Source organism: Bradyrhizobium sp. 6(2017), assembly GCF_011058295.2.
GTDB classification, from domain to species: Bacteria; Pseudomonadota; Alphaproteobacteria; order Rhizobiales; family Xanthobacteraceae; genus Bradyrhizobium; species Bradyrhizobium septentrionale.
The window spans coordinates 5,583,420-5,603,648 of sequence record NZ_CP049289.2 but is presented as its reverse complement, the minus strand read 5'-3'; the positions used below and the strand labels follow the sequence as shown (position 1 = coordinate 5,603,648).

At 56.5% G+C, this 20,229-nt stretch carries 20 protein-coding genes and 1 tRNA gene; 10 read left to right on the top strand and 11 right to left on the bottom strand.

The features are described 5' to 3' along the window. Nucleotides 1-3 precede the first annotated feature (3 nt). Nucleotides 4-144, top strand: a complete 141-nt coding sequence (locus G6P99_RS26280) for a hypothetical protein (protein WP_165123907.1) — start codon at nt 4-6, stop codon at nt 142-144. Between the two features lie 793 nt (nt 145-937). On the opposite strand, the gene G6P99_RS26275 is transcribed toward G6P99_RS26280, so the two are convergent. Further along, nucleotides 938-2,236: a hypothetical protein gene (locus tag G6P99_RS26275; protein ID WP_165123904.1), complete on the bottom strand. Its 1,299-nt coding sequence runs from the start codon at nt 2,234-2,236 to the stop codon at nt 938-940. Nucleotides 2,237-2,337: 101 nt separating this feature from the next. Here G6P99_RS26275 and G6P99_RS26270 point away from each other — a divergent pair, with 101 nt between their 5' ends. From G6P99_RS26270 to G6P99_RS26255, 4 genes are all read left to right on the top strand, one after another. Continuing rightward, on the top strand, nt 2,338-3,288 hold the full coding sequence (locus tag G6P99_RS26270; protein WP_165123901.1) for a hypothetical protein: 951 nt from the start codon (nt 2,338-2,340) through the stop codon (nt 3,286-3,288). Nucleotides 3,289-3,368: 80 nt separating this feature from the next. Continuing rightward, nucleotides 3,369-3,557, top strand: a complete 189-nt coding sequence (locus G6P99_RS26265) for a hypothetical protein (protein WP_165123898.1) — start codon at nt 3,369-3,371, stop codon at nt 3,555-3,557. Nucleotides 3,558-4,154: 597 nt separating this feature from the next. Beyond that, nucleotides 4,155-4,364, top strand: a complete 210-nt coding sequence (locus G6P99_RS26260; RefSeq protein ID WP_165123895.1) for a hypothetical protein — start codon at nt 4,155-4,157, stop codon at nt 4,362-4,364. A 327-nt stretch (nt 4,365-4,691) separates the two neighbouring features. Then, nucleotides 4,692-6,380 (top strand): MASE4 domain-containing protein, encoded by a 1,689-nt coding sequence (locus G6P99_RS26255; RefSeq protein ID WP_165123892.1) that lies wholly within the window; start codon nt 4,692-4,694, stop codon nt 6,378-6,380. Between the two features lie 745 nt (nt 6,381-7,125). On the opposite strand, the gene G6P99_RS26250 is transcribed toward G6P99_RS26255, so the two are convergent. From G6P99_RS26250 to G6P99_RS26205, 10 genes are all read right to left on the bottom strand, one after another. Next, nucleotides 7,126-7,866, bottom strand: a complete 741-nt coding sequence (locus tag G6P99_RS26250; RefSeq protein WP_246709795.1) for an HK97 family phage prohead protease — start codon at nt 7,864-7,866, stop codon at nt 7,126-7,128. A gap of 38 nt (nt 7,867-7,904) precedes the next feature. Further along, entirely contained in the window at nt 7,905-8,489 is a 585-nt protein-coding gene (locus G6P99_RS26245; protein ID WP_165123887.1) for a hypothetical protein, read from the bottom strand. Then, a complete protein-coding gene (locus G6P99_RS26240; protein WP_165123884.1) occupies nt 8,486-8,947 on the bottom strand; it encodes a hypothetical protein in 462 nt (153 codons plus the stop codon). Before G6P99_RS26240 ends, G6P99_RS26245 begins: the two co-directional genes overlap by 4 nt. 524 nt (nt 8,948-9,471) lie before the next feature. Continuing rightward, nucleotides 9,472-11,199 (bottom strand): arylsulfatase, encoded by a 1,728-nt coding sequence (locus G6P99_RS26235; protein ID WP_165123881.1) that lies wholly within the window; start codon nt 11,197-11,199, stop codon nt 9,472-9,474. A 353-nt stretch (nt 11,200-11,552) separates the two neighbouring features. After that, entirely contained in the window at nt 11,553-12,617 is a 1,065-nt protein-coding gene (locus tag G6P99_RS26230; protein WP_165123878.1) for an AAA family ATPase, read from the bottom strand. Then, a complete protein-coding gene (locus G6P99_RS26225; RefSeq protein ID WP_165123875.1) occupies nt 12,614-13,225 on the bottom strand; it encodes a hypothetical protein in 612 nt (203 codons plus the stop codon). The genes G6P99_RS26230 and G6P99_RS26225 overlap by 4 nt, the downstream gene beginning before the upstream one ends. 12 nt (nt 13,226-13,237) lie before the next feature. Beyond that, nucleotides 13,238-13,570, bottom strand: a complete 333-nt coding sequence (locus G6P99_RS26220) for a hypothetical protein (RefSeq protein WP_165123872.1) — start codon at nt 13,568-13,570, stop codon at nt 13,238-13,240. 145 nt (nt 13,571-13,715) lie between these two features. Beyond that, complete coding sequence (locus G6P99_RS26215) at nt 13,716-13,910, bottom strand: helix-turn-helix transcriptional regulator (protein WP_165123869.1); 195 nt, start codon at nt 13,908-13,910, stop codon at nt 13,716-13,718. A 116-nt stretch (nt 13,911-14,026) separates the two neighbouring features. Continuing rightward, nucleotides 14,027-14,581 (bottom strand): hypothetical protein, encoded by a 555-nt coding sequence (locus G6P99_RS26210; protein ID WP_165123866.1) that lies wholly within the window; start codon nt 14,579-14,581, stop codon nt 14,027-14,029. Further along, on the bottom strand, nt 14,578-15,825 hold the full coding sequence (locus G6P99_RS26205; protein WP_165123863.1) for a tyrosine-type recombinase/integrase: 1,248 nt from the start codon (nt 15,823-15,825) through the stop codon (nt 14,578-14,580). The genes G6P99_RS26210 and G6P99_RS26205 overlap by 4 nt, the downstream gene beginning before the upstream one ends. Nucleotides 15,826-16,668: 843 nt before the next feature. Here G6P99_RS26205 and G6P99_RS47725 point away from each other — a divergent pair. From G6P99_RS47725 to G6P99_RS26185, 5 genes are all read left to right on the top strand, one after another. Beyond that, nucleotides 16,669-16,905, top strand: coding sequence for a LuxR C-terminal-related transcriptional regulator (locus G6P99_RS47725; RefSeq protein ID WP_084518689.1), 237 nt, complete (start codon nt 16,669-16,671; stop codon nt 16,903-16,905). An 813-nt stretch (nt 16,906-17,718) separates the two neighbouring features. Next, nucleotides 17,719-17,940 carry a hypothetical protein gene (locus G6P99_RS26200; protein WP_051346680.1) on the top strand — a complete coding sequence of 74 codons (222 nt, stop codon included), beginning with the start codon at nt 17,719-17,721 and terminating at the stop codon, nt 17,938-17,940. 118 nt (nt 17,941-18,058) lie between these two features. Next, nucleotides 18,059-18,201 (top strand) — tRNA-OTHER (locus tag G6P99_RS26195). A 266-nt stretch (nt 18,202-18,467) separates the two neighbouring features. Further along, on the top strand, nt 18,468-18,680 hold the full coding sequence (locus G6P99_RS26190) for a hypothetical protein (RefSeq protein WP_029082816.1): 213 nt from the start codon (nt 18,468-18,470) through the stop codon (nt 18,678-18,680). A gap of 195 nt (nt 18,681-18,875) precedes the next feature. Beyond that, complete coding sequence (locus tag G6P99_RS26185; protein ID WP_035977442.1) at nt 18,876-19,997, top strand: calcium-binding protein; 1,122 nt, start codon at nt 18,876-18,878, stop codon at nt 19,995-19,997. The last annotated feature ends 232 nt before the right edge of the window (nt 19,998-20,229 follow it).

Genomic DNA, 20,229 nt, shown 5'->3' with positions numbered 1-20,229 from the left:
GGCATGATGGAGCATCCCAATCTCGATTCGTATGCAGTTCGAGCGCGTATCTGTCTTGGCGTTGCGATCATTGGTGCGGTACTGTTTGCCGCCGTAATGCTCACGGGCAACCTCGTGCGGTTAGTGCCGCTTACCTACTGGTGAGTTGTTCCGCATATATCCGCATTCGGCCCGGCGAGGTCATTCGCAGCCTGCCAGATAGTTGGACCATGTAACCCATCGCTATCAGTCGCTTGCTATGCTCGGCCGGGATCACTGCCGGAGGGCTGGTTACGGCGGACGTATTTGCGACCGTAAGCAGTGAGACGAACTCTTCTGAACTAAGCAGTTTCGCTTTTGCGGCCATGATTTGAGGTATGGACCTCATCTGATGTTCCGGATGCTCAATTTTGAACAGATCAGAAAATAAGGCCGCCTCAGTTGGCGGCCTAGAAACCGCTCGCGCAATAAATCGCAGGAGCGGGGAGTGAGTGTCGGGAAACTGAAGTTCAGTTAGTCCAGGCGGGTTCAAGACAGCAGCGCAGGGAGATTCTTCAGCTTCAGAGAGCCGGTCTTTCGACAGCCTCGGCCGAGCAATTGCTCGGACGGATGCATACCAAAATCGATGATCTTTGCGCTCAACGGGACCGGCTCAAAAAGGAAATGCCCAAGGCCAAGAACGTGCTTGGCGGCCGGAGCTGGTGATGCAGTGGTACGACGATAGCGCCGACAACCAACCGTGGATCAAAGCGCTTGCCGAAATCCGCCGACTAGGTCCGCGTGAGGGGTGGTGCTATCAGCACGTTCAAGCAATATGCGGAGTTCGCTCTTGGCAACCGGGACTTCTTTTTGAACGAGCCGCATTCGATTGGCGGGGGCAAGGGCGACGTGCCGTAGCGCTGAAATTCAGCTAGCTGCGGTCTCACACCTGCACCACGCGGCGCGCAACTTGAGCCATTCAGATGCCGCGCCTAACTCGAAACGGTGAAACGGCAGGATCAACCTCGCCAAAACGAATAGTGATTTGGTCGTCGTCTTTCCCGCTGACAGGTTCGATAGAGATGGCGGTGATTAGTTGACCCTTGGCCAATACTCGTTTGAAGGGGTTTGGTGTTCCCGGAATTTCCGCGATCGGGCCTCCACAAATTACATCTATCTCGGCGGGAGAATGCATACCCGCTAAGATTTCCAAAAGGTGGCGAGCCGACATGCTGATGGACACGATTCCGCTCCCGTTAATGCCAAATGAAAAGTCTGTTCGCGACCCGTAGTCGTAGCTTTGCTGATTAGCCTGAATAGCGGCATTTTGAGCGTCATAGATCGGAGATGGCAGGCTTGCCAGCATTGCGCTCATTGCCGCTTCAAGGAGCGGTCTTCCCGTCGGATCACGCGTCCACGTGTGGCTCACAAATTGACAGTCACGGCTCAATCCATGTTTGCGACGCGAAGTGATCGTACAAACAAAGTCTATCGACGAACTGGTTCTGAGGAACTTTCGAATTATGTCATCGGCAGAGAAAGAACCAATGTCTCGCCCAGCATTCCCAGAGAGCAGCGCACAGCCACCGTCGCAAACAATCACTCCAACAAGACCTTCTGCATTTCTGAGCTGATCGGCCTTTTCCTCAAGTCGGTTCCACAGTGGATTCTGATCGATCGATCGTGCCTGATTGTACATCCTGTAAGTCGAAGACATGTAGCGCTGATGCCGATCAAACTCGATCGTCGCGGCGAAATCTGGGTCGGCAACGACCATCTTGTGCTTGACACGGTTATTCCGCTTCACGTCGCGCATGAACGGATGTAGATGCCTTTTGAGGCGCGCTATTCGATCGTTAGGCTTTGGTATAAGTAACTGGACCTTGGTGCCAACCCGTCTGGACTCTATTGCGAAGTGAAAATTGTGTGGGTCGAATCCAAATTTCCGCACAACGGCGGCAAAGTCCCTGGAGAAGGCCGTAATTCGATTGTCCCTGTGATAGCCGTCGTCTGAGACGGCAGTAACGTCCGCGATGAATGAGATTTTGTTGTTGCCCAGAAGCGCAAATGCGATGTCAGGCTTTTTCTTGCTAGGGAGAACAACTTGGTAGGAGACATCGCCAATGCAGCTAAGACCGTAACAAATCGATATTTCCCATGTGGCGGCTAGACGTTGAGAAGGGTCGTTCAGTTTCCCTGTCAGGTCTGCAATGTCACCGCTGGAAAGCAGCGGACTCACGCAATCAAATAGGGTTTGAATCGTTCGTCGCGAGAACACAGGCTACCCCTTCACGCTCGCCGCCAAGTTTTCTGTCAAAATCTCAGGTTGAGTGGCTGAATTTAGTACCATGGGCGCGCTTGCCACCATAGTCTAGCAAGATGAAACGGCACCTAGTTTTTCCGATCCACTTTGACTCTCGTGCGTCGGCGCTTGAAGACGAGGGCGAGTCTTGGACCGATCAAATCAAGACGCTTCACCGAGAAAACAAAGAGAAAACAATCAAAGGGCTGGAGCTTGAATTTGGCTTACGCCATCTAGAAACGAAGATTCAGAATTTTCGGGATCTTGGCAACATGCCGTTTTCGATAGTCTCGTACCACAACGGCTTCTTTCAACAGGCGCGAAACGCATTCGTGGCTGGATCATATTATCCGGCGGCTACGGGCGCGTGCGCGCTGGCCGAACGAATACTCAACCATCTCATTATCGACCTTCGAGCGGATCATTCGCATACGCCAGAATTCAAGACGGTTTACAGGAAGGATTCATTTGACGACTGGAACCGCGCCGTCAAAATTCTTAACTCATGGAATGTTCTGCGTGGTGACGTTCCTAAGGCGTTTCTTGAATTGGGACGCCTCCGCAATCGACTAATACACTTCGACCAAAGTGTTTACGCTGAACAACGCGCATGCGCGCTAGAGGCGATTAGACTGCTGGCGCAGATCGTGAGTTCGCAGTTCGGATTTTTTCGACCTGAGCACTGGTGGGCGGTAAAGGACACTCGCGGGGCGCAGTTCATTTGCGAGGCCGCCGAAAGTGATCCGTTTATCAAAAGGTTCTACCTACCGAGCTGTCCGAAGGTCGGACCATACTATGCTGTCGACTTCATCGAAGGCGGAGTGGTGTTCTTCGACCGCGAAAGTTATCCCGACAGTGAAATCTCAGATGAAGAATTTGCGTCTCTGTTCGCGGCGCGAAAGTCCGACGACGTTGTTGAGAGCAAGCCGTCTGCCGACGTGCGCTTTGTTGGATTCTTAATGAACAACGGGCGCTATGTATCGGCAAGGAGGGCGCCAGATGGGACTAGTTGGACGCTAGATTGGTGATCCGTGCTGAATGCTAATGAGTAGACATTCCTTTGTGAGATTGCTGTGCTACAAGCCGCTCCTAAATCGAAGGACCTATCATGGCGAAGAAAGCAACAAAGAAGCGCGTTAAGCGGCGCGAGTGGACCAAAGCGGATATTAAGGAACTTAAGGCCCACTCGAAGGCGCGGACTCCGGTTGTAAAGATAGCGAAGGTGACGAAGCGCTCCATCGGCGCGCTACGCCAGAAGGCATTGCATCTCGGAATCGGCCTGGGACACCAGCGCTAACGAAGAAGGAGGGCGGCCCGTGGGCCGCTCCCATTTCATTACAAATTCCGCCCCGCCTTCGCCCTGCGTACAGCGGCGATTGTTCTTGATTCAAAATCGGCGCGATCTTGCGCCATCTCGATTTCAGGGCCTGAACCCTGCACGTTGTAGGATGACGAGAACGTCACGTGCACAGAGTCGCCGCCTGGCGTTACGCCGTTCGGCAGAATGCTCGCGCCCTTCGATCGCGTGCCGGTGGGCTCGCAGAGAGCGTTCGTAACAATCATCTCCGCGCTGGTAAGTTCTGGGATGTTTGCTCATAAATCCAGCATGTCCGCTTCCGAGAGGTGAAACGAACAAACAGCCCGAACGTTCGCAATCGCGAAAGAGGCGGCTTTCTCGGCCGCCTTTTAGCGATCTGCTTAGACGCAGGAGTGTATGGTACCTCCGCGCGCCCACTATCGCGGGGTGCAATCACTTCTTGCCACGTATTGATCCATTGACCTAGATCAACACTCCGCCGGTCTATCAGATTGTCTATGACAGTGGTCGACAAATAGGCACGCAGTCCAGAGAGCGTTTGCCGTTTACACAATGTGACAACAGGGAGTAGGTGCAATGAGAGCTTTCTCAATTGTCGGACTGCTGTTTGCAGCGGTGGTGTTGGCGACGGTGCCGGTCTCGCCGCAGGTGACACCGCGCGGCGTGGAGTTAAGCGTTGATCAAGCGCAGGCCTTCACCTACCGGCGAGCCCGCGTGACTGCGCGTCGTGTCGACCGTCGCGCGTACCGCCATACGCGTCGCGCCGTGCGGCGTGGTGTCTATTAACGAGGCGCGATGGGCGCCGACAAGGTGCGAGAGGGTGATCAAAGTGCGCGATCAGTCGCCCGCGCCGACGGGGTGATTGAGTAGATCACTGCGGTTCGTTCTTGCGGAGCATGAGTCCGAGTCTGGCGCTTTTCGGACGTTCGTCGCAGGGTCTGCGGATGTCTGCTCGCGGTGAGCGGACTTCGGCGGAAGGCCTGCCCGACTACCGGGTCTGACCCGCAACGGACATCGCGCTCATGCAAATATTGTTAAATTGACCGTTCTTGATGCCTTCCACGGATTATGTGCGGAGAGTTACACTGCCGCATTGTGATGCGTGGGGGTGGCATGAGGCCGCGCCGGTTCATTGGACTTATCGACGGCGCGGCAGCGGCGCGGCCGCGCGCCGCTCGAATGGCCACGTTACCGGACGGCGAGGCTGGAGCCGCAGTTCAACAAGAAGAAGATTTTCCACTAATTATCGCAAACTTGCCCGCGACAGGGCGGCAGAAGGCGATTGCCGTCGGTGTCGCGGTCCTGTTGTTCATCGCGGCGGCGGCCATCGCACCGTTCGCGAGTATCCAGTTAGGCCGAGCTGATGCATTCATTCCGGTACTGCAGTCAGCCTTGAGCATTGTCGAGTTTGTCACGGCGACCCTTCTTTTTGCTCAGTATTCCATCCAGCCTCAGCGCGCCCTTCTCGCGCTCGCAAGTGGTTACATATTCAGCGGTTCGTTCGCGTTCCTGCAGACACTGACCTTTCCAGGTGGGTACGCTCCCAATGGTCTGATCGGTGACGGGCCGAACAGTCCAGCCTGGATTTATGTGCTCTGGCACACGACGTTTCCGGCGGCGATCCTCGTCTATGCGCTTACCAAGGATGCTACGGGAGCCGCCAGACCGGGCAGATCGGTAATGGTCGCCATTGCAATCACCATTTCCTCGGTGCTTGCGGTCATAGCAGGACTGACTTGGATCGTGACGACGAAAACGGAATACCTCCCGAGTTTCTACACCAACGTGATGTTTCAGACGCCCCTTGGCAATCTGGCCAACGTGACGCTTTTGTTATGGGGTTTGACCGCGTTTGCGGTGCTGCTGTTTCGCAGACGCACAATCCTCGACTTATGGCTGTTGCTAACTTTGCTCGCGTACTCACCAAACTTCTTGGTGGCGATCGTCGGCAGTTCGGTGCGATTTACAATCGGTTGGTACGCGGCTCGTTGCTTTGTTCTGGTCGGCAGCTGCATGTTGCTGGGCGTGTTGCTCATCGAAACAATGTTTCTTTATTCGCGCCTTGCCAGCGCAATCACTTTGCAGCGACGCGAACGCACTAACCGGCTCTTGAGTGTGGAAGCTGTCGCTAGCGCCATCGCCCATGAGTTGAGAACGCCCCTGGGAGCCATCGCGCTAAATGCGAGTACAGGGCTCAGCCAACTGCGGTCGACCTCCCGCGAACTCGACGACATGGAGGACATCCTTACTGACATAGAGGCCGACAGCCATCGCGCCGCTGCAATGATTTCGAGCATTCGCGAAATGACAACAAAGACGATTCATCGAAGCGCTCTGACAAGCGCTGAGGACGCGGCACGGCTGGCATTGAGATTGCTAAAACACGACCTGCAGATCAACGAGATATCCGTGGCAACAGAGTTTCAAGGCAACCTGCCTGACGTGCAGCTAGATGGTATGGAACTCCAGCAAGTACTCTTAAACCTCGTCAGAAATGCCATTGATGCAATGTGCTCGTCGCCGCCTGAAGAACGACGGCTGCGGTTTAAAACCAGTTTTGACGGTCAATCGACCGTGTTGATGTCGATCCAAGACTCCGGACCTGGGATCCCTGCCGAGGACCGACAGCGAATATTCGATCCGTTCTTTACGACAAAACTGGATGGTACGGGATTGGGGCTCGCCATCTCTTCCACATTGGTCGTGAACCATGGGGGCAAATTGAGGTTGGTCAAGTCGGACGCGGAGGGCTCCACCTTTGAGCTTGAAATGCCTGTAGGCAAGCAGCCCTCGGCCGCGTAAGCACGCTGAACTGACTTCCTGTCTTTTTCGTCGGTGCCATCCGGCATCTTCACTTTCGATGCGTCGGACAGCGTACCACCCATAGCGCCTAGACACTGTCGCAGTAGGTTTAAGGTTTGCACGCCAACGTCTTCACCAGCGATAAGCGGCCCGCGAATCTCGCTGGCGATCTCGACTAGTGCGTCGGGGGGAGTGGTTCAGCCGCGCGGCAATTCATCAGCGAACGTTTTCCACGCTTCAAGCTGACTCGCCTTCTTCATCCATTGGGTGGGTCACCGAGCGGGTCTTTGACCTCTGGCTCAGTACGGCCTTCAAACCGGTCTTTGTGTGTTCCGATATCTTGGCCGGTTGCTTTCGCTTTGGCCAACGGGGTTCGTGCCCGTGGCATGGTCTCTATTCCAATTTACTTGCTACAACTCAGGTAGCGAAATTCAATCTCGCGCAGTCGGGCCAATTCCGCCTTAACGTCGCGGAGCACGGAAGCCACGTAGTAGTGTCTTCGCTCAGTCGTGGCCTGGTAAAGCAGGCCCTCAATCTTGCCGTCTAGCTCCGCCGCTGGCATTCGGAATCCTCAATATCCATCGAATTTTACCCCCATATTCTGAATGGGGAATTTGTGTGCGGTGGACCCATCCGGTCCCAGCCCTAGCGAAATTCCTGGAAATGCGATGGCCCCCTGGGTGGACGGGAGAGCAGAGTGTTGGCCCGGCTTAATGCCCGAGCCACCGGGCCAACACATGCAAGGCTAAGCGAGCTTGGCTCGCGCTTGCTCCTGCAGCTTCTCAACCTTGATCGTTTGCATGCGGTTAGCCTGATCGAGCGTATCTCGCTTACGTTGTCGGCGTTCCAACCTATCGAGTCTCTGCATCAGCGATTCAATCCGTGTCGCGTTTGTCTCTCGCTGGGTTTTTGCGTTATGCATTCCGCTGTCTATCTTGAAGGGCACGGACTTGACGCTATCCCTAAGTGACGGGCTTTGGTTGGCGTCAATCAGGCGAGCAAATGCCTGGGTGCAGGCGCCAGCCGCGACCAGGCTCGCCTCGCGAAGTTCAGCACTTTCAATGAGGATCACCTTGTGGCGGCCGACCATTTCCGTACGCTCTTTCGTGCGCGTAATTCCTACAGAGACGGCGGCTTGCTTGCCGCTTGCTACCATCTGCTTAATGGTGTCGGCATAACGTTTGTTGTCGAGCGGAAAACGAAACGCCAAACCACTCTCAGTATTGGCAAACTCCAAGCCACTATTCGTTGAGCAGATTACCTTGGTGGAATCGTGACTCAACCACATCTCCGTTCGGCTGTTACTCGCGAAGTGCGCAGCGAAGGCGCCTTCTTCGAAAACAAGTATTTCCCCCGTCTTCGTGCCTATGGGCTCGTTGAGAAGAACGGCCAACCCTTCGACACAAAGTCTCGGTTCATCCTCTTCGCGTTCCGATGGGGCCGACCTAGGACGACCTTTGAAGTATCTTGCGTATTTGCGAACCATCCGATCGTGAGCGGATGTGTCGATTCCGATTAAATAATTCAACGGATGGCCTGCGGCATGTCAGAGCGGGTAATAATTCCTGCATCAACGAATTCCCGCATGCAATAATGATATCCGCCGCAGGGATCGCGGGGCGAATTCAAGAAACTAAGAAAGACGCGATTTAAGCTTGAGATGTTGACGGTCGTGCTCTCAATCTCTTCGAGATACCGATCGTATTCGGCGTGGGCCTCATAAAGATCAAGAAGCGCCTTGGCAAATACTTTTGCCCGTCTGGTCACTTCCGGTTTGACGGAGTCGCACACCAGGCGTGACCCGATAGCCCGCTGATTGTGAATCTCGTTATCGAGTATGCCGATCGCTCTATTTAGGTCGTTCAACTGCATGAGTAGCTTGTCTAGGCGAGGCATATCGGGGTCAGCATCAGGGAGCGGCGCTTCCCCCAAGATTTCTCGCACCCTATTGTCGGCCGCGTTTCCGTTGCTGGGTGAGTCCTGAATGCGAGCACGAATGATCGCGGCCTCTGCGACCTTGGCCGTCTTTTCGGCGTGCAAACTTGTCCTTTTGCTTTCCAGTTCGGCAAGGCGGGGATTTAGATCGGCGGGCTTAGGAATAGTTTTCATAGGATGGTATTCAGTCTCAAATGTAGGTTTTCAATTATCGACCCGATATCAACTACCAGGGCGGCTTCGGTCTTAAGGATAGAATCAATGTCGCCATCGGGCTGGACATTGTGGATCGTTGCCGCACCGTCTTGAGTTGCTGTCAGGATTGTTCGGCCCGTTGGAAATAAGCAGCCGATATTCCGGCCGCGTTGCGGTTCGTCGACGAACTGGGACGAGAGCGTTACGGCCATGTTTGCGGGAATGCCCAGAAGCGATATCCGGTGAGCGATTGCCAGCTTAGTGATTGTCCGCATGCCAAAGCGACGGGGCTTGCCTCTGCCGTCGCCGGGGTCGTCTTCGCCGGATAGGCGAATTACGCGCCGATCGGTCCAATGCTCGAAAGTCTGTTCATTGATTTGGGTGGCCTTGATCACATCCGCTTTCTTAAGCGTCTGGCTGGCCTTCTTGTTGGCCATGTCGTGGTCTCCGGTGTCTGGGGTTCTGTTTGGATAGCGAAAGCAGCCCCGCGCGGTGACACGAGGCTGCGTAACAAGTCGGTTCGAGGTTCCTAATGGCATCGGCCGGTGGTGAACCGGGTCGCTCGCGTTCAGGCAATAAAAAAACCCGCCGAAACGGGCGGGGTGGGGCTGATTCGGTGTCCTTGAGACACCTCTGGCACATAAGGGTAACTTAACCCGAAATGTACACAAAGTCAAGTTGAAGTGGCCGCACCAAGTATATCATTGATAAGTCTACTGTTTACTTTTGGCATTTTCCAGTATTGGCGTTTCGAAATATGACTGAATAGAGGCGGATACTTCAGAGCGTCTTGGTGTCGGGCCACCGCTCGACCGTCATGATGCTGGGCGCGCGCATGCGCCCCGATGTCCGTTTAGCCCTCAACAGCAGCGCGGATGCAGACTTTGCACGAGGTCCGAGATGGGCCAATAGCAGCAAGCCGGCGCCCCTTAGGGACGCCGGCTATGACTTCCGTGCTCTTCTACTGACTGTGAGCCTGGGAGGCCTTGATCGCCATTTCGACCTTCTCCTTCAGGTCGCCGACGTTGAAGCTCGCACCCGCCTGCATCGGCGGATACTCGACAAAGCTGGGTATGTGCTGCGCGATCACCTGCGCGGAGATTTGGAAGCGCCACATCTCGTGCTTGAAGGAATCCCAGTAGGCGACCGAACCTTCGGCGAAGCCGTTGTTCGGCCAATTCATACGCTCGAACGGGTCATGGCGAAGATTGGTCAGTTTCGGCATGTTGGGCTGGATGATATTGCCGACCCAGCCCTTCGGCTGTTCGATGAACTGAAATTTGTAGTTGTCGACGCGCAGGGCGCCGAGCCTGGTCTGGGCGAAGTACCACACCTCGTGCCGACTGGAGGGACCTTTGCCGGTGATCATGTCGGTCTGGTCATATCCGTCGAGATGAACCTTGTAGGTCCGGCCGCCCATCTCCTTGCCCTTGAGCAACTCCTCCTTGATGTTCGGGTTGCCGGCTGCGGCCGCCAGGGTCGGAAACCAGTCGAGACCCGAGATAATGCCGTTCGAAATGGAGCCGGGTTTCACGCGGCCGGGCCAGCGAATCAGGCAGGGACAGCGGTACGAACCCTCCGTGACCTCTCCCTTGCCGCCGGCGAACGGCGTGGTGCCGCCATCGGGCCAGGTGTAGAGTTCGGCGCCATTGTCCGTCGTGAACACCACGATGGTGTCTTGCTCGAGCCCGTTGTCCTTCAGCCAAGTCAGGACAACGCCGATGTTGTCGTCCATCTGCTTCAGCGCGGCCTCTTCCATCCCGAAACCCGTCTCGGGGTTTTGTATCGCGTCGTACTTGGGCGACAGGTGGGTGTTGACATGCGCCCGCGTGGGATTCATCCACACGAAGAACGGCTTGTTGTCCTTCTTGGCCTTGTCCATAAAGGCAATGGTGGACGCGCTAATGACCTCGTCGAAGGTGGTCATGTTGTATTTGATGCCGTCGATCGGGTGTGGCGGCAGCGGTCCCTCGTCCACGATCTTCTGCTTGCCGACCTTGCCCCAGCGAGGCTCGACGGTCGGGTCGTCGACATCCGTTGCCCAGCTATGGACCATATTGCGCGGGCCAACGGTCGCCTTCCATTCCGTAGGATAGGTGTACCAGAATGGATCCTCCATCGCGTTCAGGTGATAGAGATAGCCGAAATATTCGTCGAAGCCGTGCATGGTCGGCAGGAATTCATTGCGGTCGCCGAGGTGGTTTTTGCCGAACTGGCCGGTGGTATAGCCCATCGACTTCAGCGCGGTGGCAATGGTGGGGGCTTCAGCGGGCATCCCCAGGGGCGAGCCCGCCTGGCCGACGGTGGTCATGCCGGTACGGATCGGCAATTCGCCGGTGATGAAATTGGCCCGTCCGGCGGTGCAGCTTGCTTCAGCGTAATAGTCGGTGAATCGCATGCCCTCCGACGCCAATTTGTCGAGGTTTGGTGTTGCGTCCAGCATGAGGCCCTGATGGTAGCACCCGAGATTATTCCAGCCGATATCGTCGCCCATGATGACGAGAATGTTGGGCTTCTTTCCGCTCGGCGCGGCCTGCTGCGCCTGGGCGGTTGTCGTCACCCCGGTGTTCGACAGCACGGATGCGGCGAGCAACGAGCCACCGCTCAACAACAGATCGCGGCGCTTCAGTCCTGCGCTGGTCGGCTCGGTGCTGAGCTCAGTTTTTTTCGGATTCCTATCCTTGCTCATGACGCGTTTCTCCCCTTCTGATGCTTAGGCATAGAAGGGCGAAACGAGACAGCTCGTAGTTGATCTAGATCAATGGATGTCGCCTTCAGGTCAAAAGCGGCTCAGTCAAGCGGCTCAGTCGTGCGCCAGGTGGGACTTCCGAAGTCCCACCGAAAGGAGACGTTCGTTGACGGTGGCAGCGACGGCCCCACCGGGCGGGCGTTGAACCGCTCTCACTAAGAACCCCGGTAACACCGGTCACACCGGTAACACTCTAAGAAAATCGGTCACACCGGTAACTGTTACCAGTGTGACCAGAGACTCTTTGGTAGATTCTATTAGGTGTGACCGGTGTTACCGGTGTTACCGGTTTTCTAGGAAGACGGTTTCGAGAACGGCACGCTGTAGAACCCAACCTCGGGCTGGCTTATTTCCCCGCTCTTGACCATCTTGCCTAGCAGCCTCCTGACATTGGCAGCCTTCATTCCGGTTAGGTCGGCAATGGCTTTAGGCCCAAGCGGCGATTCACTCTCTTTCAACACCGTAACGATCTTGCGGCGCTCGTCCGACTTGCGAACTTCATCGGCTTCACCCAGAATCGACCACCGGCCGTTATCGAAGCGCATCGCAGTTTCGATTTCCTCGATATCCCGACCGCGTCCATACAATGTCGTGCCCTTGGTATCCCTATTGAGCACTAGAACCGCGTCGGCCGCACCGGTAACGCCATTGGTGCCTGAAACAGCCTCTAGCGGGTCGTCGGCCAGCATCTTGCGGGTGTGCGTCACTAGCACAACGGCCAGTCTATGCTCGCTGGCGTAGCGCTGTAGAGGCGTCACGGCGTCGTAGTCGGCAGAGTAAGGGTCTTCACCCTTCTTCCGTGGTGGTCGCACCTTTAGGAATACGTCGATAATAATCAGCCGTGGCCTCTCGCAACTAAGCCGCCATTTATCAAGTTCGACCAGAAGCCCGTTGTCAATTCGATGGGTGCTGTTCCTGATCGTAAGACGATCTAACTTTATACCCTGCACTTTTCGGGCAGGGCACAGCGTCAATATTCGATCCTGTACCCGGCGTCGGTTGTCTTCCAAGGCGAGGTAGAGAACGTCACCCTGTTCGCATTCGACGGCACCCATAGCCTTGCCGCCTGTGGCGACGGCAATACTGGCGTCGTATGCCCACCATGACTTGCCAAGCTTGGGCTTCCCGGCCAGCACCGTGAGTCCTTCGACCACGTAACCGGGAATCACATATTCTAGCGGAGGAAATTCCATGCCGAGCAAAGTTTCGGCATCTATCGAATCATCGTCGATAACGGCGGGGCGGCGGAGCGCAGCCTCCCTTTGAATCATAGCAATAAATTCTGCCCGTTCAGTTGGCGGCATTGGTTTGCTGTCATTTGCGGCACGCGGAGTGTCTAGTTTCGGTATCGCCGTCATGCCACCACCTCGATTTGCTTGTAGGCTTGATCCTCAGCTTGGTCGGGGTCGCAACCGAACTTGATTGCAGGGTTGATAAAGGTGCGCTCGGCGATATCCCAAGCGTGATCGTCATCTTCGACGACTAGAGTGGGTGCGTTTCGCAGTTGAGGCAGGAACAAATTCGACAACGGAACTATGCCGTCGCAGTTGTTAGCAAGCCAACCGGCGAAGGTACGGTGGATGCGCAGACGCGGCCCCACCAGCGAGCCGGCGTATTGGCCACGGCCCGTGACGCAGCCCCACACATTATGATCGTGCCGGGACATAGCTACGAAGTCGTTCGCCACCGGCACGACGATGGCTAGATCACCACGACGGCCCGGTGTGAACGTCCAACTATATGTATGATCGCATAGAACACCGCCTTCAAAATGGCCGTGCATCAATGTCGCCCGTTGGAAGCCGTCGCAATCTTCGGAGACCTTGCGATACCGAAGCCAAGCTTGAGCCCTTTCCGGCCCGTAGGAGAACGTATCAAAAATTGATTCAACGCAGACGTTGTTCTGCCAGTACGGCAGAGTCGAGTCGCGCAGGTACACCGCCAAAGCGGGATTATAGTTTTCCATACTGTGCTAGACTCAATTCGCTGCGGTCGGCTGTGACAGCGCGGCGACCAAGTTCTTTACAAAGAAGGGAAAGCTTTTGCTCTTGTGTTGGAAGCCAACTTGCCTGGCCGTTTGACTCACAGCCTCGCGAAAGTGCTCTGAACCCCATTCGAAATGCGGTTCTAGCTTTTCCCAGGACTCAGCGGTCAAGCTGGGTGCATCATTGGCCAGCTTACGCAGGGCTTTCGAAGCCCAAACGTTTCTCTGATCGTGGTACCGAGTGAATACCTTATCGCGCCAATCGGCGGTGCGGGTCAGGCCATAGCTAATAGACTGGGCGCAATTGCCCTGTTCTTCGTTTTGCATAATCTTCTTTGTGTTCGCCGCGCAATTGCGGCATGAAACAGCGCTTAAAGCCCCGGCGCTGCGGCGGGTTTCGTTTCCAAAATGCCGACTGGTCGATGAATACGACGCGGCAACAAGATCGCGGCGAGGAGGCAGAATTCTGTCACTAGGCTGCGATGCCAGGTGCTTGCGATGTGTTGGCAACCTTCTTTGAGGCCAGCCAAGAATCAATATCGGTGCTGTCGTAAACGACACGGGCGCCCAACTTGATGAAGATCGGGCCGCCTCCATAAATGCGCAGCTTATCGAGAGATGACTTGGAGAGGCCGGTGTATTCGGCGGCCTGCTTAACGTTCAACATTCAGTTGGTTCCTGCAACGTCGCCGGAATTGACGCCGTTGTCAGGAGTTGTAACGTAACTCGGAAACGCGCTTTGGGTCAGCAAATGCGAGATTTGCTGTCCCAAGGTTTCGGCAGCTACTCGTCTTGCTGCCATCCCTGAAGATACCGCTGCACTGTGCGAAGCGACGCCCAATCTTCTCTGCCAAACTGCCAGTACGTTTCGGCCGATATTATTTCTTCGATTTGTCGGCTCGTGAGCCGCTGGCCAAGATTAAGGGTTACGCGGTGCTTCACGTATGGGTGGCCGTACTGGTCAAGTTCCTCTTCGCCAAGCCGGTAGGTCTTTGTTGGGCCAGGATCAGGCTCTGCGAGTTTCCAGCCAGTACTGTCCATCAGAGAGGCGATAAAGTCTGGTGTGATTACCCTGTTTTTAAGCCAACCGGCGCGGAGATAAACAAAGGTCTCCGCCTTCTTTCTCCCCGGCCTGGTGCCTTTCGCTCGTTGCTTGTGTACCAATCGAAATATGGAACTGCCGTTTTCTGCCAACATGTCCGCGAGCCATTTTCTCATGTCGGAAGTGATCGGCTTTTCGCTTGCCAGATACCGGACTAGAGGCATCATTGGATCGGATTTTCCTTGTTCCAATCCTTGGTTGCACAAGTGGATCGCGAGGAAATCATCACCGCTCATTTTGGTTGTTCCCCCATCGCCTTCGCGATCTTGGTGCCGATAGCCTCAACGGCACGGCGGGCAGCTTCGTCGGCGAGATGTGCATACCTTTGCGTCGTACTCGGGTCGGCGTGGCCGAGTAGGGTGCCGATTACAGGCAAGCCCATCTGATCGCCGACTCCGGTGGATGCGAACGTATGCCGCAGATCGTGGATGCGCACGCCACTGACGCGAGCGCGCTTGCAGATCGCGGCCCAAGGCCGCTTTAGGTCATGACGAGGTTTCTCATCTTTGGTCCCGGCCGACTCGCCAGCGATGACGAATGCGCCCCATTTCCGCAGGCCCTTCAGTATCTCTACAGCGGCGGTCGGCAGGTAAATCGTCTTCTTGCCGGTCTTGGAGTCGGGTAGACGGAGAACGCCGCGCACAAGGTCAACTTCGGACCATCGGAGGTTCAGAATCTCCCGTAAACGAGCGCCAGTTAGCATCAAAAGCCGGATTGCGGCGGTGGCGTAGGGGGACATTACGACCATCTGTCCAATCGGTGCATGCTTTGCTTTACCTGCATCCACCGGCAGCCCTACGGTTTCGGCCTCGATCATCGCGTTGCCGATGGATAGCAGTTCATCAGTGGTGAGGAAGCGCTCGCGGCCTTTCTCTTCGTTGAGCTTCGCGCCAGAGGCGGGGTTCACACCTTCCGGCACGTGACCATGGCGAGCGCCCCAGCCATAGGCGGCCGACACCAACTTAATTGCCCGGTTCGCCGATACGCGGGCCTCGCGTGTCATCACGGCGTGAGCGCGCTGTACATCAACCCGCGTCAGCACCACGGCCTTGGTAGAGCCTAGCCGGGGCTTGACATGCTTCTTGAGCAACATGCGGTAAAGCCCGGCCGAGGATGTCTTCCGGTGCCTGTCGACGAACTCCTCTATGTACAGTGTGACCAGTTCTTCAACCGTCAGGCTGGCCCGCTCGTCGCTCCGATCTTTGGCGAGGTCCTTTCCCAGCGCCGCATTGGCAATCGCCTTGCGAGCCGCCTCTCGCGCGTCGTTTGCCTTCAGCGTGCCGACCCGGCCTAGCTTCAGGCGCTTCTTTGAGCCGCCTGCAACCGGCCGGAATTCGGCAAAGAATGTCGCGGTCCCTGTCGTCGTTCGGTACAGGCCAAACCCCGCAAGCTCGGAATCGAAGTAGTACGTTGTCTTGTTCGGAACCGCCGACTTCATGAGCGCCGCAACGCTATCTGTCGCAATCTTCAATCCAGCCATGCCCCACCAAATTTATAGCCACTATGTAGCCAGCAATATGGCTGGCGGCACTAGAAAGGCAAGCGGGCATGGGTTGGATTGCGTTGGAATTGTCGGTATTTCCTGTGTCTGGTCCAACGCCAGGAATGGCTATAAAACAGGTCCCATATAACTGGGAGACTAGGGGTCGGAGGTTCAAATCCTCTCGCTCCGACCATTTCACTCAAGAATATCAAAGGCCTTTCGTCGGCGCCCATTTTACGCGGAGCGCCCTTTTACGGGCGTTTTACAAATTTGTTCGGCTGGCGTTCTCATTCGCAGTCTGTTCTCTCGGTTCTGTGGGTGCTGGCCTGTTTTATCCCCTAGTGGCCTAGTTTGATTTTTGGAGTGGCCTGTTTTGAATTAACCGAGCGAACCAAGGCTTGGCCGTTGTTCTCGGTAGGACTACTGAGGCGGCCCATAAGATGTTCTGGCTCCATCAGGTCCGCTGACGGCCAAACGTTCTCTTATACAGCGCACGGATTGACCCAGATCAACGGGCGTGAAGGCAACTGTATCACCCCTGTCCGGCATGACGCGGGACACAGTTGTGAACATCGCCGGCCTTACCTCGATAGCACTTGCCGTGCTGATCCTGCTCATCGTGTTCATGTAGCCGACAGAACCGATAGCTTCGCCGTGGCCTTTTTATTTTGCTCCGTTGCCTAAGGCACAAACTGCACTGGCCTACAAAATTCCATCAGGCGTAGGCTTTAGCTCCGAGGATAGGGGCTCCGTCATGGGCCGTGAGCTACTCGAAAGCGTCGGCATCGTACTTTTCGGGCTAAGCCCGCTCGTGATCATCGGCATCGCGTTGTACGTGTCATGAAGGCGTCCGCACTGCCACTCAGTCCGCGTGAAAAGAAGCTCCTAAGGCGCATGGCTCTCGGGCGGCGTGATGCAGAGATTGCTGTGCAAATCGGTGGAACCAAAGCGCAGGTATCGGTCCAACGCCTCCGTCTACTCAAGAAGCTCAACATCAAATCTCAGGCCCAGCTCATGGATGCAGCGGATAGATTGGCTAAATGGCCGTCGTCTCCAATAGCTGCGCCACCGCCTTAGTCGAAGCGCGAACCTGGTCCGCTCCAACCGGGCCGGTAGATGGCCCCAGCAACCAGCCTCCCTCAATGCACAGGCCCCCAAAGGTTGCTGGGGCCGCTCAATTAGAGGCCGCCTCAGTTGGCGTCCGTGATTTGCGAAAATAGGACCTGAAATAAACACCTCGCTATTCCCCCTAGACAGGCACACAGTAAATCCATCACCGCCCGAACCTGTGGCTTATATCGGTGACGAGAACGCTCGATCGCGCTCCCGCCTTCCTCTAACGGAATGGAGCGTGCCGTGCCGTCCATGAAGCAACATCTCATACACATTCAATCACTTGAACAGCGCCTTAGCGTCCATGCAGAGCGGCTCCGCAAGGAGGCGCGGGGAACTCCCCCAGGCATCGTGCGCCAGCGCCTAATCCGCAAGGCTCGTCTGGCCGAAACCGGCTCACAGATAAGCGAATGGCTACGGTCGCCGGGATTACGAGCGCCGACATAATCGGTCGATACAACAAGTAAAAGAGATCGCGTTCGAAAGTGCAATATCCGGGATTTTGTCCGTACCCCCTCCCGGGCTGGAAGGCCGCGCCGCCTGTAAGAGTTTCAAACGGGCGGCGTAGCTTTGTCTAGGCGGCCTCAGTCGGCGGCCTCTACCGAGACCCCTATCGGATGTTATGTCTCCATCCAATCTTTGATCCGTATCAAGGAATTTTATCCCGCAGAACGAACGGCGAAGCTAGCCTCGTAGTTCTGCGGGCGTGAACGGAGTTCCCGTGCTATAAGTGGAACTTGGTTTAGTTGCGCCAGTGACCTGCTGAGGACTGGAACAATGCCAATCAATCAGTTGCTGAAAGGCTGCGAACGCACGCCTGAGGAAATCGAACTTCTGAACAAGGCCTTCGACAACGCCCTACACTTACTGGGCGTGCTTGACCGTGACGACCCACTTTGCAGGATGGTGGCTCGCGACGTTATCGACATCTGCGCAGCCGGCACCAACGATCCGCGCAAGATCGCGAAAATCGCCGTAGAGCGGATGGGTCTCCGGTGAAAGGACTGCTGATAGCCATAGGCGTTATTGTGGCCCTCTATGTAGCCGATCAGCAATTCGCCCACGGTCGATACACTGATGCCGTCCAGCGCATGGCGAGTCAGATGAGACATTCCTTCGGAATGTGAGGCCGCCTCAGTTGGCGGCCTCTTTTCCTTCACGGGTTGCCTTGTCTCGATAGTCTTCTAGTTTCTGGATCGCATTCGCCGCCAGCACGCCGCGGCGCGCAAGGCGGAGGTTCAAATCCTCTCGCTCCGACCATTTCACTCAATACATTCTGTGGCGGACCGGGTCGCGCGGTACAAAGTCGCCCCGTTGCCAATTGTCTGCCAATTTCTTCGTCCGCCGTTCCTGGCGCTCTGCGTCGCTCGATTGTTAGGGTTCATCACCCCGCCGCCTACCATCGGTGATGAGATCGCCCGGTTAGCAGCGCAAATGCAAAGGCGGCGTTGTTTCAAGCAATCACAATCGCTGCAAGATCGTTTGGCTAACGAAGCGATACGTCTGCGTGCGCACGCCGCGGCTCAATGACGCACAGCGCCTCGTCGACGATCCAGCAAAGCGCCTCGGCGATCTCGGGCGGGCCTGCTCGTCACGGCGAGCAGGGTTGCGGCATTCAGCAAATTATCGTGGAAATTGAAGTCGTTGGCGCCAACCGCGTCCGCGTCCTCGCAGGCTTGTGCGAGTTGCGCGGAATCCAGTGGAAGGCCGGTCGCGCGGTGGTCGTCAGGTTGGGGTAGCCCGTGTGGGCATCTCCGTTGGCGCCCTTTCTCAATACTATCAAATCGCATTCCGGCTGGAGCACTCGTCATCGAGGCGACTTTGGCGCTCGCCGCTTAGCCCATTAAGGCGCCAGAGCGTTCCCGATTGCGAGGTTCGCGAAGCCGGAAGCACAACGCCGCCTCGAAGAGAGCCAGTATTCAGGGAAAGTACACATGCCCGCATTCTACGGAGATAGCACCGACAACAGCGTCACCTCTGCAAGCAATTTTGACGCGCTCTATGGCGGCCAGGGCAACGACACACTGGCAAGTAGCATTGCCGGTTACGACTATTGGGACGGCGGCCAGGGCGACGATTTCCTGACGGCGCAATGGAGCAGTCTGGCCTACGGCGAGATGTATGGCGGCGCCGGCAATGACTGGATTCAGGGTGGCAACACCGTCAACACGTCGTTCGAGTATGGCGGCAACGGCGACGACTATATTCAGGATGGCGGCACGCTGACGACGCAGTTCCACTACATCGACGGTGGTGTCGGGCGCGACGCTCTGTTTGGCTCGGCCGGCAGCGATACGATCTATGGCGGCGAGGGCAACGACAGCGGAGCGAACATCCTGGTGGCCTCCGGCACTTCCGTAACGCCGGGCCTCTATGGCAATGGCGGCAACGACATCCTGGTGGGCGGCAACGGCGATGACCTGCTCTTCGGCGGCGACGGCAATGATGTGCTGTTCGGAGGCAGTGGCAACGACACGTCGTACGGCGGCAACGGCAACGACACGCTGGTGGGAGATGACGGCGTCGATCTGCTCGAAGGCGACGCCGGCGACGACTGGATCTATATGAGCGTCGGCGACGGCGGCTCCGCCTACGGCGGAGCAGGCAACGACGTCATCGTCGCCAATGGCCGGGCGGTCGAGATCGGCGACGACGGCAACGATGTCATGTACGGCCAGGCCGGCAACGATTATTTCTATGGCGGCAATGGCGACGACGTCATGTATGGCGGTGACGGCGTCGACGTTCTCATCGGCGGTGCCGGCAACGACTATTTCGACGGCGGCACCGGCGTGAACTACTATTTCGGCGGCGGCGGCAACAATACATTCGTCTCCCGGAGAGCGCCGGGTGTGCAGGTGGTCCAGGACTGGAACACTGCCACGGATACCGTGCAGTTCACTGGCAGCGGCTTCAGTTCGTTCGCCGATGTGCTGGCACACTCCTACCAGAACGGCGCGTACTTCGTTATTCAGGTCGACGGTGCCACCGCGGTCTGGCTGAACGGTGCGACCGCAGGCACGGTCACCGCGGCGGACTTCAGCATTCTGTCGTAGTTGCGTTCGGTCGAACGAAGCGACGCTTTCGGGCGGGCGGTCTGCTGATGAGCACCCGTTCCGCAGACGGTATGCAGGCTTGTTCGCGCGGCCGCATCTTTGTGCAGCCCGTTCAAGCGTCCAGCCCATCGCGTGGCCCGTTTCATGCTTTCCATCAATCAAATGGAGGGCTGACAGTGATCGCTGAACACTTCCTGGTCTGGGCTGCGCTGCTGGGTGTTGCGGCTTTTCT